The 14162-nt window shown below is 70.3% G+C and carries 15 protein-coding genes; 2 read left to right on the top strand and 13 right to left on the bottom strand.

Translation table 11 applies throughout. From position 1 onward, the window contains the following. The 13 genes from ACZ7SW_RS32040 to ACZ7SW_RS31980 all read right to left on the bottom strand — a co-directional run. A partial coding sequence (locus tag ACZ7SW_RS32040) for a PHP domain-containing protein (RefSeq protein ID WP_470234101.1) occupies positions 1 to 107 on the bottom strand: 107 nt, incomplete at its 3' end. Between the two features lie 128 nt (positions 108 to 235). Next, positions 236 to 682 (bottom strand): PadR family transcriptional regulator, encoded by a 447-nt coding sequence (locus ACZ7SW_RS32035; protein WP_470234090.1) that lies wholly within the window; start codon positions 680 to 682, stop codon positions 236 to 238. 927 nt (positions 683 to 1609) lie between these two features. Then, positions 1610 to 2005: a hypothetical protein gene (locus ACZ7SW_RS32030; RefSeq protein ID WP_470234089.1), complete on the bottom strand. Its 396-nt coding sequence runs from the start codon at positions 2003 to 2005 to the stop codon at positions 1610 to 1612. 102 nt (positions 2006 to 2107) lie between these two features. Next, complete coding sequence (locus ACZ7SW_RS32025; RefSeq protein WP_470234088.1) at positions 2108 to 2614, bottom strand: flavodoxin domain-containing protein; 507 nt, start codon at positions 2612 to 2614, stop codon at positions 2108 to 2110. A 338-nt stretch (positions 2615 to 2952) separates the two neighbouring features. Next, positions 2953 to 4152: a CynX/NimT family MFS transporter gene (locus ACZ7SW_RS32020; RefSeq protein WP_470234087.1), complete on the bottom strand. Its 1200-nt coding sequence runs from the start codon at positions 4150 to 4152 to the stop codon at positions 2953 to 2955. Between the two features lie 822 nt (positions 4153 to 4974). Further along, positions 4975 to 5823 carry an aminodeoxychorismate lyase gene (locus ACZ7SW_RS32015; protein ID WP_470234086.1) on the bottom strand — a complete coding sequence of 283 codons (849 nt, stop codon included), beginning with the start codon at positions 5821 to 5823 and terminating at the stop codon, positions 4975 to 4977. A 45-nt stretch (positions 5824 to 5868) separates the two neighbouring features. After that, positions 5869 to 6768, bottom strand: a complete 900-nt coding sequence (locus ACZ7SW_RS32010) for an ATP-grasp domain-containing protein (protein ID WP_470234085.1) — start codon at positions 6766 to 6768, stop codon at positions 5869 to 5871. A 31-nt stretch (positions 6769 to 6799) separates the two neighbouring features. Beyond that, positions 6800 to 7537 (bottom strand): SDR family oxidoreductase, encoded by a 738-nt coding sequence (locus ACZ7SW_RS32005; RefSeq protein WP_470234084.1) that lies wholly within the window; start codon positions 7535 to 7537, stop codon positions 6800 to 6802. A gap of 30 nt (positions 7538 to 7567) precedes the next feature. After that, positions 7568 to 8671: a homoserine O-acetyltransferase MetX gene (metX, locus tag ACZ7SW_RS32000; RefSeq protein ID WP_470234083.1), complete on the bottom strand. Its 1104-nt coding sequence runs from the start codon at positions 8669 to 8671 to the stop codon at positions 7568 to 7570. 24 nt (positions 8672 to 8695) lie between these two features. After that, positions 8696 to 9658: a cysteine synthase A gene (cysK, locus tag ACZ7SW_RS31995; RefSeq protein ID WP_470234082.1), complete on the bottom strand. Its 963-nt coding sequence runs from the start codon at positions 9656 to 9658 to the stop codon at positions 8696 to 8698. Next, the gene (gene dapF / locus ACZ7SW_RS31990; protein ID WP_470234081.1) at positions 9633 to 10493 is read right to left on the bottom strand and encodes a diaminopimelate epimerase; all 861 of its coding nucleotides are present in this window, start codon (positions 10491 to 10493) and stop codon (positions 9633 to 9635) included. Before dapF ends, cysK begins: the two co-directional genes overlap by 26 nt. A gap of 34 nt (positions 10494 to 10527) precedes the next feature. Then, complete coding sequence (locus ACZ7SW_RS31985; RefSeq protein ID WP_470234080.1) at positions 10528 to 11346, bottom strand: arginase family protein; 819 nt, start codon at positions 11344 to 11346, stop codon at positions 10528 to 10530. Positions 11347 to 11359: 13 nt separating this feature from the next. Next, positions 11360 to 12481, bottom strand: a complete 1122-nt coding sequence (locus ACZ7SW_RS31980) for a YqcI/YcgG family protein (protein WP_470234079.1) — start codon at positions 12479 to 12481, stop codon at positions 11360 to 11362. A gap of 743 nt (positions 12482 to 13224) precedes the next feature. On the opposite strand from ACZ7SW_RS31980, the gene ACZ7SW_RS31975 reads away from it, so the two are divergent. Together ACZ7SW_RS31975 and ACZ7SW_RS31970 are read left to right on the top strand one after the other, a co-directional pair. Then, positions 13225 to 13536: a hypothetical protein gene (locus ACZ7SW_RS31975; protein ID WP_470234078.1), complete on the top strand. Its 312-nt coding sequence runs from the start codon at positions 13225 to 13227 to the stop codon at positions 13534 to 13536. Continuing rightward, positions 13491 to 14156 (top strand): hypothetical protein, encoded by a 666-nt coding sequence (locus ACZ7SW_RS31970; protein ID WP_470234077.1) that lies wholly within the window; start codon positions 13491 to 13493, stop codon positions 14154 to 14156. The genes ACZ7SW_RS31975 and ACZ7SW_RS31970 overlap by 46 nt, the downstream gene beginning before the upstream one ends. Positions 14157 to 14162 lie beyond the last annotated feature (6 nt).

Below are 14162 nucleotides of genomic sequence, written 5' to 3'. Positions count from 1 at the left end.
GCCGGCATGCCCAACCGGGCCGCCTCCGCGAAAAGAGGACCGATCTTCGCCGCACCGTCCAGCATCGAATACTCGGTATGGACGTGCAGGTGGACAAACGATGGCATGGCCGCATTGGACCCGCCGCACCGCGCCGGCGTCCAACAACCGACACGCGCGCTCGGACTACCTCCGGTTGTGCCCCGAGGTAGCCGCCGGTGGTCGAGTCCTTTGTGGACTCACCCACCGGCGGTTTTCATTCTTCGGAGTCGTCGTCCGCGAGCAACGCGTACAACCGGCGGCGGGCTTCCCGCAGCACCTTGCGCGCCTCCGCGAACTGCGCCTCGCTTCCGGCGTGCGCGACCTGCGCCGCGGCCCCGCCCAACTCGCCGATCTGCTGATACAGCGCGGCGAACCGGTCGGCCCCCGGTTCCTCGTCGCGCACCGGAGACTCCCAGAGCGCGGCGAACTCCTCCTCCCGCCCGGCGACGTGCTCGCGCCCGGCCTCAGTCAGATGCGCGACGCGCCGCCCGCCTTCTTCCTCGGTGCGGACGAGGCCTTCGTCCTCGAGCTGCTGCAGGATCGGGTAGATGGAACCCGGACTGGGCCGCCACTCGTCATTCGTGCGGCGGCGGATCTCCTGCATCAACTGGTAACCATGGCGAGGTTCCTCGGCCAGCAGAGCGAGGACGGCCGGACGCACCGGGCGGGCTGGGCCTCGTCCGCCGCGAGGAGGGCCGCCGAAGAATCCTCCCGGACCTCCTGGCCCACCGGGACCGCCCGGCCCGCCGGGGAACCCAGGGAAGCCCGGAAACCCGGGAAACCCCGGCCGATGCGGCGGCCCGGGCGGACCGGGAGGCCCAGGCGGGAAGCCGCCTCGGGCTTCGAGGACGGTGTCTTCCCAGGCTTGTTCTTCACCCGGGTGCCCAGGGTGATCGGGGTGACCGGGATGCCGGTGGTGCTCCCCCGGCTCACCGAGCCAGCCGCGGTGTTCGCCCGGCTCACCGGCTTGCCAGCCTGGATGACCAGGCCAGCCGAAGCCTGCCCCCGGCCCGCCGAACGGCCCCGCCTGGGCAAACCCAGCGCCCGGCCCTCCGAACGGCCCCGTCTGGGCAAACCCAGCGCCCGGCCCGCCGAACAACGGTCCGGCCTGGCCGAATCCCGAACCTCGACCGCCGAACAATCCCGCCCAGCCTGGCCCGCCCGGGTGCCCGAACCCGGCACCCCGTTCGCCGAATCCGCCCGGACGCCCGCGCTCTTCGCCCAGCCCATCTGTCTCTCCCGGCCGACCACGCTCCCCGCCCGGCCCGTCTCCCCAGGGCCACCCGTGTCCTTCCCCCGGCCCGCCCGGATGCCTCCCCTCGCCCGGCCCGTCGCGATGCGCCTCCGGCCTGCCCGACGGCATCCCCCGACCCCCGTCACCAGGGCGAACCGGTCCGGGGCGGCCGAATCCGAACGGCATCCCGTGCTCGCCGAAACGCTCCGGGCCGCCGAAGCCCCGGAACAGGTGTCCTCCGCCTGCGGTCCTGGTCATGTGGTCCTCCTTAGTCGTCGAACGATCGCCGATATGCCCACGATATATCGGCGATTGTTCGACGGCAAGGTCACCCGAACCAGCAGGCGAAAAAGATCAGGACGTTCCGGCAGGCGCGGTCGTCGCGCCTTCCCCGCCGAAGCGGATGGACTTCGCCTCCTTGCCCAGGGAGGTCAGCACGGCGACCGCGATGAGCACCGGGATCACCGTCCACAGCAGCGCGGGGTTCAGCGCGGCCAGCAGGTTGCCGAGCTGATAGGTGACACCGGGGAAGAAGCCGCGGATCGCGGCGGGGGACATCTCGGTGAGGTGCGCGGGGATGACGCCCCACGCGCCCTGGACCATGACCTGCATCAGGAACGAGCCGAGCGCGAGCACCCCGGCGACGGCCGCGAGCAGCGGCAGATCGTCGAACGCGGGCAGCGCGCCGGCGAGTTCGACCGTCAGCCGCCGGTGGATTGGCTGGTCACGGTGATCATTCAGCTGGGCCACGCCGCCGCGGGAGAGGCCCAAGCGGGCCGGTTTTCCCCGGAGGAAGCCGAAAAAGAGCTGTCCACCACGGTGTTGCGGGTGCTCGGCGCGTCCTGACGCGGCTCAGATCGCGACGCGGGACTGGACCCGGCGGCCGATGTCCCGCGCCCACGCCCGGATCCGGTCCCAGTCGCGAAAGTCCCCGGCCCGGTTGCCCCGCGCCATCAGCTTTTCCAGCACGCCGTCCGCGAGCGCCGGATCGAGCCGCCCGCCGAACGTCTCGGTGCGCCCCGCGTCGATCGCGGCGGCCAGCAACGTCACCCGCGCGGGCAGGCTTACCCGGGTCAGATTCGCGCCCGGACCGCACGGTCCACTGTGGAACAACCAGACCGGACGCGCCCGCAACGCTTCGGTGTTGCGCTCCAGCAACCGCACCGCTTCGGGCCGCCACCGCGCGTAGTAGAGCGCACTGCCGACCACCACCGCGGCGTACCCCGTGACGCTGCCGACCTCGCCCGCCTCGCGCACGTCGACGGCGAACCCGGCGGCGCGCAACTCCTCGCCGACGACTTCGGCGATCTCGCGCGTGCCGCCGTGCCTGCCCGCATGCGCGACGAGGACGTTGATCATGTCCTTATTGTCCACCCCTTCAGCGGACCGCGCCTGTCCGAAAAGCCGTAGGGGGAACCCTGGGGGACTCTGATTCCCGCAGGGTTCCCCTCACGGACGTTCGGCCGGACGTGAGGGCTCCCTTCACAGCCCACCACCAAACCCGCAGCCAACGCACCCACTCATCGAGGCGCCCAGCCCCTCCCCCGCACCCCGATACGAAGCCTCCCTGCGGTCGGTGGGTGCTTGTCAAGGCATCTTTCCCGCCTGACAAGCACCCACCGACCGTCAGCACAATTGGGCTTCGGGGTGCCCCACGCAAACTTCGGGGCGCCCCACGCCACCACGCCCCCACCAGCTCAACCGATCGTCCGAGGCCGAGAAGCCAGCGCCCCGAACACCGTCTGAACCAACGCCAGCCCGATCAACACCCCCAGCGCGGGCGTCCAAGACCCCGTAGCGTCATGAATCGCGCCAATAGCGATCGGCCCCAGCGCAGCGAGCGTATAACCCGCGGACTGCGCCATCCCGGACAACGCACCCGCGTCGGAATAGTCCTTGGTGCGCAAGCCGAACAGCGACAACGCCAACGCCAGCGTGATCCCGCCCGCGAACCCGGCCAGGACCGCCCAGAGCACCGCGATCCCCGGCGCGGCCAGCAGCCCGGTCAGCGCGGTCGTCAGCAGGAGCGACCCGGCGATCGCGACCGCGCGCTGGTCGGGCAGCCGGTGGATGAGCGCGGAACAGACCAGGCTTCCGGCCAGTCCGGAGAGATTGAACAGCAGCTGGTGGAACCCGGCGGTCACCGAGCTGATGCCCGCCGCGTGCTCGATCGACGACAGCCAGGTCACCAGCACGTAGAAGGCCAGCGACTGAAGTCCCATGAAGAGGGTGACCTGCCAGGCCAGCGCGTTCGTCCACGGCCGCGCCGCGCCGGTCGTGGACGCGAGCGCCGGGGCGGCCGCGGAACGGCGCAGCTGCGGCAGGAAAACCCCGAGCGCCACGAGCGCGAGCCCGGCCCAGATGCCCAGCGACAACCGCCACCCGCCCGCCTGCTGCCCGGCCAGCGGGACCGCGACCCCGGCGGCGATCGCCGCGACGCCGGACTGGACCGCGGTGTACGTGCCGGTGATCGGCCCGATGCGGGTGGGGAAATCGCGTTTGACGAGCGCCGGGAGCAGGACGTTCAGGATCGCGATGGCGACCCCGAGCAGCACGGTCCCGGTCCACAGCAACAGCTGCGGCGGCGTGGAGCGCAACAGGATCCCGATCGCGAGCAGCAGCACCGCCGCGCCGAGCGCCCGCTCAAGGCCGAGTTTCGCGGCGACCTTGGGCGCGATCGGCGAGCACACGGCGAAGGCGATGAGCGGCACGCTGACCAGGACAGAGGCGGCTACCGACGAGAGCCCCTGATCGGTTTGGACGAGGCTCAGGATGGGGCCGAGGGTGGTGATCGCGGCGCGCAGGTTGGTGGCGATCAGCAGGACGCCGATGAGGACGAGCGCGGGACGCAACGGGGTCCCGCGTTCGGGGGGCGCGGGGGCGGGGCGGGCGGTCATGCGGCGGCCTCCGCGTCGGGACGTTCCGGCAGGTGGGGAATGCGGTGCGGGGCTGGACTGACGGCCAGGATCGGCTCGGGACGCCGCCGGATCCTGCGCTCGGGAGTGGGGCGGGCAGTCATCCGATGGCCTCCACAACGCGGAGTTCCGGCGGGCAAGGAACGGGTTGCGGGGCCGGGCTGACGGCCATACCCGGCGCGGGACGGAGCAGAGTCCCGCGCCCCAGGACCGGGGAAGCAGGGCGAGCCGTCAGGACGCGGCGGCCTCCGCACTGAGAACCCTGGCAGACAGCAAACGCGGGCCGACCAGAACCCGCCCGGCGCACAACGGAACCTAACGCGGACCGACCAGGACCCGCCCGGCGCGCAACAGAATCTAACGCGAGCCGACCACAGCCCGCCCGACGCACAACAGAACCTAACGCGAACCGACCACAGCCCACCCGACGCACAATGAAATCTCGCGTTGAGCAACCACCCGAACAGCCGCCCCAGAGCGAGCGATCCAGAACCAAGCCCCGCGAGGCGGCGACCACCACGACATCCCCCGCCCGGCCACCGCCGCAACGGCCCGCCCGCGCGGTCACGAACCAACCTCCACGCCGGGAATCCCCAGCGCACCGGAGGCACGTCGCGGAACCAGGTCGTCGCTCATCGGATCCTCTCCCCCGGGCCACCGCCGGACGCGACTGCCGCCGAACCCGCCCGGAGCGGCGCCCACGTCCGGCTGGGCCGGAATATTCCCGCCCAGCCGCCCACCGGAAAGGCGGGCGAAATCGTCGATTCCGATCTTGCCCGCCCCCGCGCCGCGTCGGCAAGATCCTTACCGGTACACCGATTCGTAAGCGGCGCTCAATTCGCGGTGCAATTCGGTCGAGTCGGGCAGCACTTTGCCGTCCAGGGTGTGCACCCGGGTCAGCTTGCGCACCGACGACGCGACAAAAACGCCGTCGCCGGAAAACAGGTCTTCCGCGGTCAGCGTTTCGATCTTCGCGGTGAAACCGGCCCTCTCGGCTCCCCGGTACACCGCGGCCTGCGTCGTCCCGGGCAGGATGCCGATGATCGGCGGCGGCGTGTACAGCGTCCGGCCGCGCACCATCACCACCGACACCGTCGGGCCTTCCAACACCGAACCGTCGGTTGCGGTGAAGATGACGTCCGACGCGCCGCGGCGGTCGGCCTCGCGCAGGGCGGCCATGTTCACCGCGTACGACAACGTCTTCGCGCCCAGCAGGAGCCACGGCGCGCGTTCGGCGAGGCCCGGTTCGACGCCTCGTTCCAGGGTGATCGCGGCGATTCCCTCGGTGCGCTCGCGCATCATCCTCGGGCTGATCTCGAGCCCAAGCGCGAAAGCCGTCGGCGGGGAATCGGGCTCGGCGTCCAATCCCCTGGTGTAGATGAGTTTCATCGCGATTTCGCTGCCGTCCGGCCAGCGGTCGATCACCGCGCGGATGGCACGTTCCCACTGCGCGTCGTCCGGTTCGGGCAGCTCCATCATCCGTGCCGACCGGGCCAGCCGGTCCAGGTGCAGGTCCAGTTCCCGAGGTTCGCCGTCCTCGATCAGGACCGTCTCGAACACCCCGTCGCCGCGGAGCAGGCCGAGGTCGGCGACCTTGATCGCCGGGTCGTCCGGGTCGGCTACAGAACCGTCCAGGCAGCCAAGAACACGCACGTCACACAATCCTTTCGTCACTGTGGCACGAGGCCGGCCAGGAGGTCAGGCGCCGACCCGGTCGGCCAGAACGGTGGCGAACCGCAGCGCGCTGCCTTCGCCGAACGGCAGGTTGAGCGACGGTTCGCAGATGTCCAGTTCCAGCACCCGCGGCTGTCCCCGGCCGTCGCGGACCAGGTCGACGCGGCCGTACAGCAGCGGCCGGTCCAGGCCGAGGTGGCTCGCGGCGGCGTCGAGAGCGGCGGAGGCGACCGCGCGTTCGTCCTTGTCGGCCACGCGCGGTTTGCGGAAATCGAGCGTCGGGACGTGCACGGTTCCGTCCGGCATCAGCATCGCGGCCTTGCGGATCGCGTGGCTGTACTCCCGGTCGAAATAGATCAGGTTCGTTTCGCCGTCCCGGTCGACCGACTCGAAATACGGCTGGACGAGCGCGTGCCCGCCTTCGCCGAACAGCTTCGACAGATGCGCCGCGGCTTCGGGCGCCGCCGGCCGGGTGAATCGGCGGACATTGCGCGAATAAGCGCCGACCCCCGGTTTGACGACGATTTCCGTCGCGTCGCGATGCTGTTCCAGCACTTCCCGCACCACGACGTCCGGGTCGTCCCCGGGGGACGCGAACCGGCTCGGGACGATCGGGACGCCGAGCGCGGCCAGGTCCGCCAGGTAGGACTTGTCCAGCGCCCACCGCGCGACCGCGAGCGGGTTGAGCAGGAGCGTCGCCTCCTCGACCCGTTCGCACCACGCCAGGAACTCCGGCAGCTGGTCCACGTAGTTCCACGGCGAGCGCAGCACGACCGCGTCGAACCGGGACCAGTCGGCGTCGGCGTCCTCCCACTGGCAGACCTCGGTGTCGAGCCCGGTTTTCGCGCAGGCCTCGCGCAGCAGCGGCATGTCGTAGTCGATGGGCAGGCTGACGCGGTCGGTCACGAGAGCAACGGTGGTCATCGGCAAATTCCCCCGATCGGGCAGGCGCGGGTCACCACGGCAGCACCTTCCCAGCGTGCAGGTAGCTGCCGCTTGGGCCGTCCTCGCCGAGAAGCGCGAGTTCGACGCTGGTCACGGCGCCGTCCGGCGGTTCGAGGTCGCCGGCCCCGTCGTTCATCCCGGTCTTGGTGTAGCCGGGATGCGCAGAGTTGACCTTGATCGGCGTGTCCCGCAGCTCGTACGCCAGGTGCACGGTCCACGAGTTCACCGCGCTCTTCGTGGCGCTGTAGGCCGGAAGCGCCTTGAAGGTGTCGCTGTGGGTGTAGGACTCGGGATCGCTGTGCAGGGTGAGCGAACCGAGCAGGCTCGACACGTTGACGATCCGCCCGGCGGCCGACTCGCGGATGAGCGGCAGCATCGCCAGCGTCGTCTCGACCGTGCCGAACAGGTTGGTGTCGAAGGTTTCCCGCCATTCGGCGAGCGTCTGTTCGGACGGGTTCTTGCCGTACTTCTCGATCCGCACGGCCGCGTTGTTGACCAGGATGTCGAGCCGCCCGTACCGGGCCTCCAGCTCCGCCGCGGCGGCCGCGATGCTCTTCAGGTCGGTCACGTCGAGCTGAAGCCCTTCGACGGCGAGGCCCGCGTCGCGCAATCCCGTCGCGGCTGTCTCTACCGCGGCTTCGTCGCGCCCGCTCAGCACCACGCGGACGCCGCGTTCGGCGAGCTGCCGCACGATCTCGAACCCGATGCCGCGGTTGGCCCCGGTGACCAGGGCAATGGTGTCGTCCAAATCGGTCTCGCTCTCTTGTCGGTCCGGCGGTCACAGGGTGGACAGGAACTTCGCCACCGGCGGCCCGAAACTGTCGAGGTCCGCCAGGAACGCGTCGTGGCCGAGATCGGTTTCCAGCGCGAGGAACTCGACGTCCGCGCCGCCCGCCCGCAGTCCGTCGGCGATCTGCCGCTGCTGGTGCAGCGGGAACAGGATGTCCGTCTCGGTGCCGATCACCAGCGCCTGGTCGACCCGCAGCCGCGCCAGCGCCTCGGCGGTGCTGCCGCCGCACAGCTCGCCGAGGTCGAACCAGTCCATGCTGCGGCTGAGGTAGAGGTAGCTGTTGGGATCGAAGCGGCGCACGAACCGGCGCGCGTGATGGTCCAAATAGAACTCGACGGCGAACTCGGGACCGAACGCGGCGTCCCCGGTCCCGGATCTCTCGCGGCCGAACCGGCGTTCCCATTCCCGCGCCGACCGGTAGGTGGTCATGCCGATCTTGCGCGCGGTCAGCATGCCGCGTTCCGGGTAGCGTTCCGGAAGGTACTTCCCGTCGTTCCACAGTGGATCGGAGCGGATCGCTTCCCGTTGCAGGGAACGGATCGCGATCGAGTAGGGCAGCGAATGCGCGGCCGCGGAGATGCTGACGTGGCTGCGCGCCAGCTCCGGATGCCGCGCCAGCAACGCCAGCGCGCTCATCCCGCCCATCGACGCGCCGATCACGCACGCCAGCCGCTCGAAACCCAGCTGCCGCACCGTATTCGCCGCGGCGTCCGCGATGTCCTCAATGGACAGTTCGGGGAAGCCGAGCCGGTAGGCCTGTCCGGTCGCCGGGTCGCGCGAGGCGGGCCCGGTCGAGCCTTGACAGCCGCCGAGCGAGTTCACGCAGATCACGTGCCACTGGCCGGTGTCGATCGGTTTGCCCGGCCCCAGCATCGACTCCCACCAGCCGGGGGCGGGGTCCTCCGGGCTGGACGCGGCGTGCGCGTCCGGCGAAAGCCCGGTGAGCAGCAGGATGACGTTGTCCCGTGCCGCGGTGGGCTGCCCAAAGGTCTCGTAGGCGACGCGCGCGCCGTGCAGCACACCGCCGCGTTTCATGGCGAACCTCTCCGGCAGCCGGGCGAACCGCGTGGCCGGAGGAATGAACTCGTGCATCATGGGTCCCCAGGTGGTCGTACGTCACTCACCGAGCGAGGCCAGCCATTCGTCGTCCGAACCGTCGCTGATCCCTTCGAACCAGAAACTGGACAGATACCGTTCCCCGGTGTCGGGCAGCATCGCGAGCAGCACCGCGCCCTCGGGCGAGTTCTCCGCTTCGCGCAGCGCGGCGGCCAGGGTCGCGCCCGCGGACATGCCGGCGAAGATCCCCTCCTCGGCGGCGAGGCGGCGCGCGGTGTCCCTGGCCAGCTCGTCGTCGATCGTCACCAGTTCGTCGATCACGGTGCGGTCCATCACCCCGGGAACGAAGTTCGGCGCCAATCCCTGCAGCTGGTGCAGATTCCACGACTGCCCGGCCAGCACAGCCGCCTTCTCCGGTTCCAGCACCACGGTCCGCACGTCGGGACGGGCCAGTTTGAGCATCTGCCCGACGCCGGTGATCGTGCCGCTGGTGCCGAATCCGGTGACGAAGGTGTCCAGCCGTTTCCCGGCGAAGTCGGAGAGGATCTCCGCGGCCGTGGTCTCCCGGTGATACGCGGGGTTGGCCGGGTTCTCGAACTGGCGGGCGCGGAACCAGCCGTGCTTCTCGGCCAGCTCGTCGGCGATCCGGTTGCCGCCGAGGCTGCCGAGGTGGCCGGGGAACAGCAGCACCTTGCCGCCGTACGCGCGGATCAGCTTGCGCCGCTCCACCGAGTACGTGTCGCCGAGGACCGCGACGAACTGGTACCCGCGCGCGGCCGCCACCATCGCCAGCGCGATGCCGACGTTGCCGGACGTGCACTCCACGATCGTGTCGCCGGGCTTGAGCTCTCCCCTCGCCTCGGCGTCGAGGACGATGGCCAGCGCCAGCCGGTCCTTCACCGAGCCGCCCGGGTTGAACGACTCGACCTTGACGTACACCGAGACGTGCCCGGGCGCCATCCGGTTCAGCCGCACGATCGGCGTGCGGCCGATCGTGTCAAGAACGCTGGAGTACAGCGGCATGACGGAATCCTCCTTCGTACACAGTCGTGGCCGGACCGGCCAGGACGATCGGCTCCTCTTCGGCGGGCCAGGAAATCCGGAGTTCCCCGCCGGGCACCTCGACCGTCACGTTCCGGTCGAGCCGCCCGGCCCGGATCAGGACCGCGGCGGCCGCGCAGGCGCCGCTGCCGCAGGCGAGCGTCTCGCCCGCGCCGAATTCGTGGACCCGCAAGCGGATCCGGTCGCGTGCCGCGACCTCGGCGAATCCGACGTTGACCGTCGGCGGAAGTCCGGGCAGCGCCCGCACAGCCGGACCGAGCCGCGCCACTGGGGCGGCACCGGCGTCGTCGACTTCGAGCACCACGTGCGGGTTGCCGGTGGAGGCCGCGGCGAAGCGGACGGGGGTCCCGTCCGCCAGCGTGGCTTCGTACCGGCCGTCCCGGCTCGCGAAACCGGATAGCGGGATCTCCTCGGGAGCGAACTGCGGAACGGTCAGCCCGATGCTGAACGTGTTGTCTCCCAGCACTTCCACCGGATGCGTGCCGCTAGGACTGTCGATCTCGAACGACGGCGGACGCGCCAGTCCCGCCTGGACGAGCCAGGAGGCGACGCAGCGGGCGCCGTTGCCGCACTGCATCGAGCTTTCGCCTTCTCCGGTCCAGATCTCGAACGCCGCCACCGCGGAGGCGCTGCGCGGCGGCCGGATCCCGAGGATCAGGTCGCAGCCGACGCCGGTGTGCCGGTCGGCGAGCGACCGGCACAGCTCCGGCGACGGCGCGGGCGCGGCCCGCAGGTCGAGTACGACGAAATCGTTGCCGCACCCGTGCATTTTGGTGAACGGAAGCGAAGGATTCACCCGCGCCGCCTTACGACGGCCGTCGTGCGCCGGTTCATCGCACCGCCGCGGTCGCGAACACCGGGGCGACCATGTCCATGATGGACTCGGTCGCGCGCGCGTCGGTTTCCTCGTCGCCGGTCGCGGCGAACTCGGCCAGTTCGAGGCCGAGCACGTCGGCGGCCGGGATCGCCCCCAGGATCTCGCGGATCCGGTCCGGAGCCAGGCCGTCCGGCACGTGGTAATCAGCGGGCACCGTGCCCGGTTCGAGCACGTCCCAGTCGATGTGCACCCACACCCGCGCGCCGCCGACGGCCGCCGCGACCCGCTGCCCGGCGACGTCCGCCGGGGCGATGATCCGGACCCCCGCCCTGTCCAGCAGCTCGCGTTCGGACGGATCGATGTCGCGCGCGCCGACGAGGACGACCCGGCTGGGGTCGACACCCGCGCCGTGCCCGCTTTCCCACAGGCCGCACGCGCCGGAGAGAGCCATTCCGCCGAGGTAGCCCGATTCCGTGGTGTCCGGGGTGTTGAAGTCGCCGTGCGCGTCGATCCACAGCACCGCGCAGTCCGGGTGCGCCCGGACCGCGGCCGGCAGCGTCGCCAGGCTGGCCGAGCAGGTGTTGGCCGCGAGCACGGTGCGTCGTCCGGCCGTGACGCTCGCCGAAACCGCTTGCGCCAGACCGGAAAGCGTCTCCTCCGCCGCCGGGAGGCTGACTGTCCAGTCGTCGTCCTCCGGACCGGCGGGGGTGCCGACGAACCGCGCCTCGAGACCGTATCGCTCTTCCAGCGCACGCGCCGTGCGCGCCGCGCCTTCGATCATTCCCGCGCCGCGGTCGCCTATGCGGCCTTGGGAAACGATCACTTCCATCATCGCCTGTCTCCGATCAGGTAGCGGCCGCGGCCCCGTCCGGCTGCGCGGTTTCTTTGGCCCGGAAGGAAAACGGGCAGGAATCGGTCCGGTCGGCGTCGTCCTCGGGCAGGCCGTACTGCCACCATTCGAGCCCGGCGACGCCGTAGGAGCCGAGCTGGCGCGCGCGGGGGGCGCGGTCGTAGCGGTCGATCCTCGCCCGGATGTTGCTGCGGACCTTGCGGCCGCTCGGGGTGTCGCCCGCGACCACGTCGAACCGCTCGCGCGGGTTGACCACGAGCACGAAATGCTCGCCGAGGTTGCGGCTGCGACGGACCTCGTGCGCGGGATTGCTCATGTTGAAGAACAACGGCATTCCGTTGAAACACATGGACCACGAGCTGTCGCCGGGGTCGGTGGCGACGTTCTCCGGCCACGGGGCGGGGTCGACGTGATGCAGTTTCTGGATCACCTCCCAGCCGAACGCCTGGTACCCGGCGACCGACCGGGCGGAGACGGCCGAGGGCGAGAACACGATCAGCAACGGGTACGCGGTGTCGAGATGGCCGTTCCAGTTCTGGGAAAGCTCGACGTAATCAGCGAGCGCGGCGCCGAGTCCCGCGATGCTGTCCGGTCCGACGTCCTCGGCGAAGGAGAACAGGAGCAGTCCCTTCCGGAACGCGTTTCTCGAGAAGACACAAGGGAAACCGCGGTCGGTGAGCCTCGACTCGACGTCGCCGAACGCCGCGGCGCGCCAGTCGTTTCCGAATGTTTCGGCCTCCTGCTGGGTGATCAAGGTCGTGCTGCGGGTTTCGAGCGAGCGGTGCATTACGGCCCTCCGGGAATATTCTTCCTCGGGATACGTGGTCCTCTCCGCCGTCCGGCCGGGCCTCAGTCGCGGGAGCCGGCCGTGCGGGATCTCCCCGGCGGACCCGCGGAACGGATTCCGGCTGGTCGACGGCCGCCCCGGTGCGGCGTCGATCGTCCGGGCATGCGAACGCCGCCGGCCGGTGCGGACGGTGGCGCGGATGGTCGTGGTGGTGCTCGGCTGCGTGGTGCTGAGGTGCTCGCGATGCGCAGCGTGCTCAATGCCGTGCGAATACAGGGTGTTCGCGCAGCCGACCGGCCCGGTGCCGTACGCGGCGCGTCCGGGGCTCACCCGCACCCGTCCATACCCGCCGCGGCCGTGTGCGAGCCGCGATTCGGAGCCGCTGGCGGTTATTCCCCCACTGGACCAGCGCTGCTCCTCAGACTCTATGGACCCGGGCAAACCGGCGCAGCGACCATCCGGGTGAACAACATTCTACGCGAAAAAAATGAATGTCGGAGAATCTGTCGAGGCAATACCCGGAACCGACCAATTCGCTTCCGGCATCCGGCGCACCCCCGGTCCGGGAGGGTGTGGAATCGACAGCGACAACTGGCACGGACCACTGAAATCGCCTGGAAGAAAGGACAAAGCGTGTCCGTCCACAGTAGACAATCGGTACTCGCGAGTTCCGTACTTTTCCGGCGTTCCACCGGGTGCGAGCCTGGTTCGGTTCCGCTAGTCAGCCGTCGATACCGCCGCGGCCGTAGCCTGATCGGCCGCCGCGGAATCCGCCATCCCGCCCACCGGGCGGCGAAACTTCGCATATTCCGGACGAAGCGACTTTTGCCGACACCTGCCGCACGTGACAGCGGGCCGCCGAAGGCGTTCGATTTTTCTTGGAAAACTGCTCATCGGTGCTTAACACAGTGGGCAAATCCGATTGTGCACTGCGGGCAACCAGGCAACTGCCAGCTTGCCTTGCGGGAAACCGAAGCGCGGCAGTTCCGGGTCGGCCTCGCCCCGTACATGCGCTGCACCCCCGGGATACCATCGCGGCAGAGGATCGGCTACTGGGGGCGAAGATCGACGACATGGACTGGGCCGCGCTCACGCGAATGCCCGCGAAGCGCACCGCTTACCGCCGCGAAACCTACTTCCGGGAAGGCGCCCGCGACGCCGCCCGGTTCCTCGGCGACCAGGCCCCGGAGATCCTGCGCCGGCACGCGCTGGTGATGGTCAAACCGGACGGCCTCGCCGCGGGCAAGGTGCGCCCGGCGCTCGACTGGCTGACTGAGCAGGGATTCGCCGTCCAGGCCGTGCAGCGCCCGGCGTTCACCGGCCTGCTGTGGCGGGAAATGTGGCGGTACCAGCTGACGTCGGCCACAGTGGACGGCTCGCGCTGAACGACCTGATCTGCGTCGGCTCCGGCCTGGTGTTGCTCCTGCGAGACGAACGGCCGGGGCCGATGCCCGCGACGACCCGGCTGGCCTCGTTGAAAGGCTCAGCCGATCTGGCGCAGCAGAAGCCCGGCACACTGCGCGCCCGGTTGCGCCAGCACAACCGCAACTTCAGCTACGTCCACGTCGCCGACGAGCCCGCCGATCTGCTCCGGGAACTCGGCCTGCTGCTCGACCCGGCGCAGCGGCGGGAAGTGCTGAACGGACTTGCCTCCGGCGATCCGGCTGGTCTCCCGCTGCTCGAAGAAGCGCTCGCGGCGGAAGACGTCGCCGTCCCGCGAACCTTCGACGCCGGCGCGGCCGCCGATGCCGTGACGGACGCGCTCAAGCGGTCCGAGCGCGGCGGCCTGGCACTCCAGCTGCTGGAACGCCTGCGGTTCGGGGAATCCGTGCCCTGGGTCGAGGTCGCCGAGGCCGTCGCCGAAAGCGGAGCCGAGGTCGATCGCTGGGACCTCGCCGCGGTCGGGGCGAGCCTGATCGAATGCGACGAACCCGGCGAGACGAAGCTGATCTCCAACCCGGGCCCCGTGCTCTGGGACAAACCCCGGGCACGCCGTCCTTTGTAGACGAAC

This window comes from Amycolatopsis sp. NPDC114484 (assembly GCF_055633755.1).
Note: the sequence above shows the minus strand (reverse complement) of the source record. Positions and strands in the feature narration are given on the sequence as shown.

Excerpts from the sequence above, each read along its gene's own strand:
- ACZ7SW_RS32025 (WP_470234088.1), bottom strand. The coding sequence starts at position 2,614 with ATGATCAACGTCCTCGTCGCGCATGCGGGCAGGCACGGCGGCACGCGC.
- ACZ7SW_RS32020 (WP_470234087.1), bottom strand. The coding sequence starts at position 4,152 with ATGACCGCCCGCCCCGCCCCCGCGCCCCCCGAACGCGGGACCCCGTTG.
- ACZ7SW_RS32010 (WP_470234085.1), bottom strand. The coding sequence starts at position 6,768 with ATGACCACCGTTGCTCTCGTGACCGACCGCGTCAGCCTGCCCATCGAC.
- metX (WP_470234083.1), bottom strand. The coding sequence starts at position 8,671 with ATGCACGAGTTCATTCCTCCGGCCACGCGGTTCGCCCGGCTGCCGGAG.
- cysK (WP_470234082.1), bottom strand. The coding sequence starts at position 9,658 with ATGCCGCTGTACTCCAGCGTTCTTGACACGATCGGCCGCACGCCGATC.
- ACZ7SW_RS31985 (WP_470234080.1), bottom strand. The coding sequence starts at position 11,346 with ATGATGGAAGTGATCGTTTCCCAAGGCCGCATAGGCGACCGCGGCGCG.
- ACZ7SW_RS31975 (WP_470234078.1), top strand. The coding sequence starts at position 13,225 with ATGGACTGGGCCGCGCTCACGCGAATGCCCGCGAAGCGCACCGCTTAC.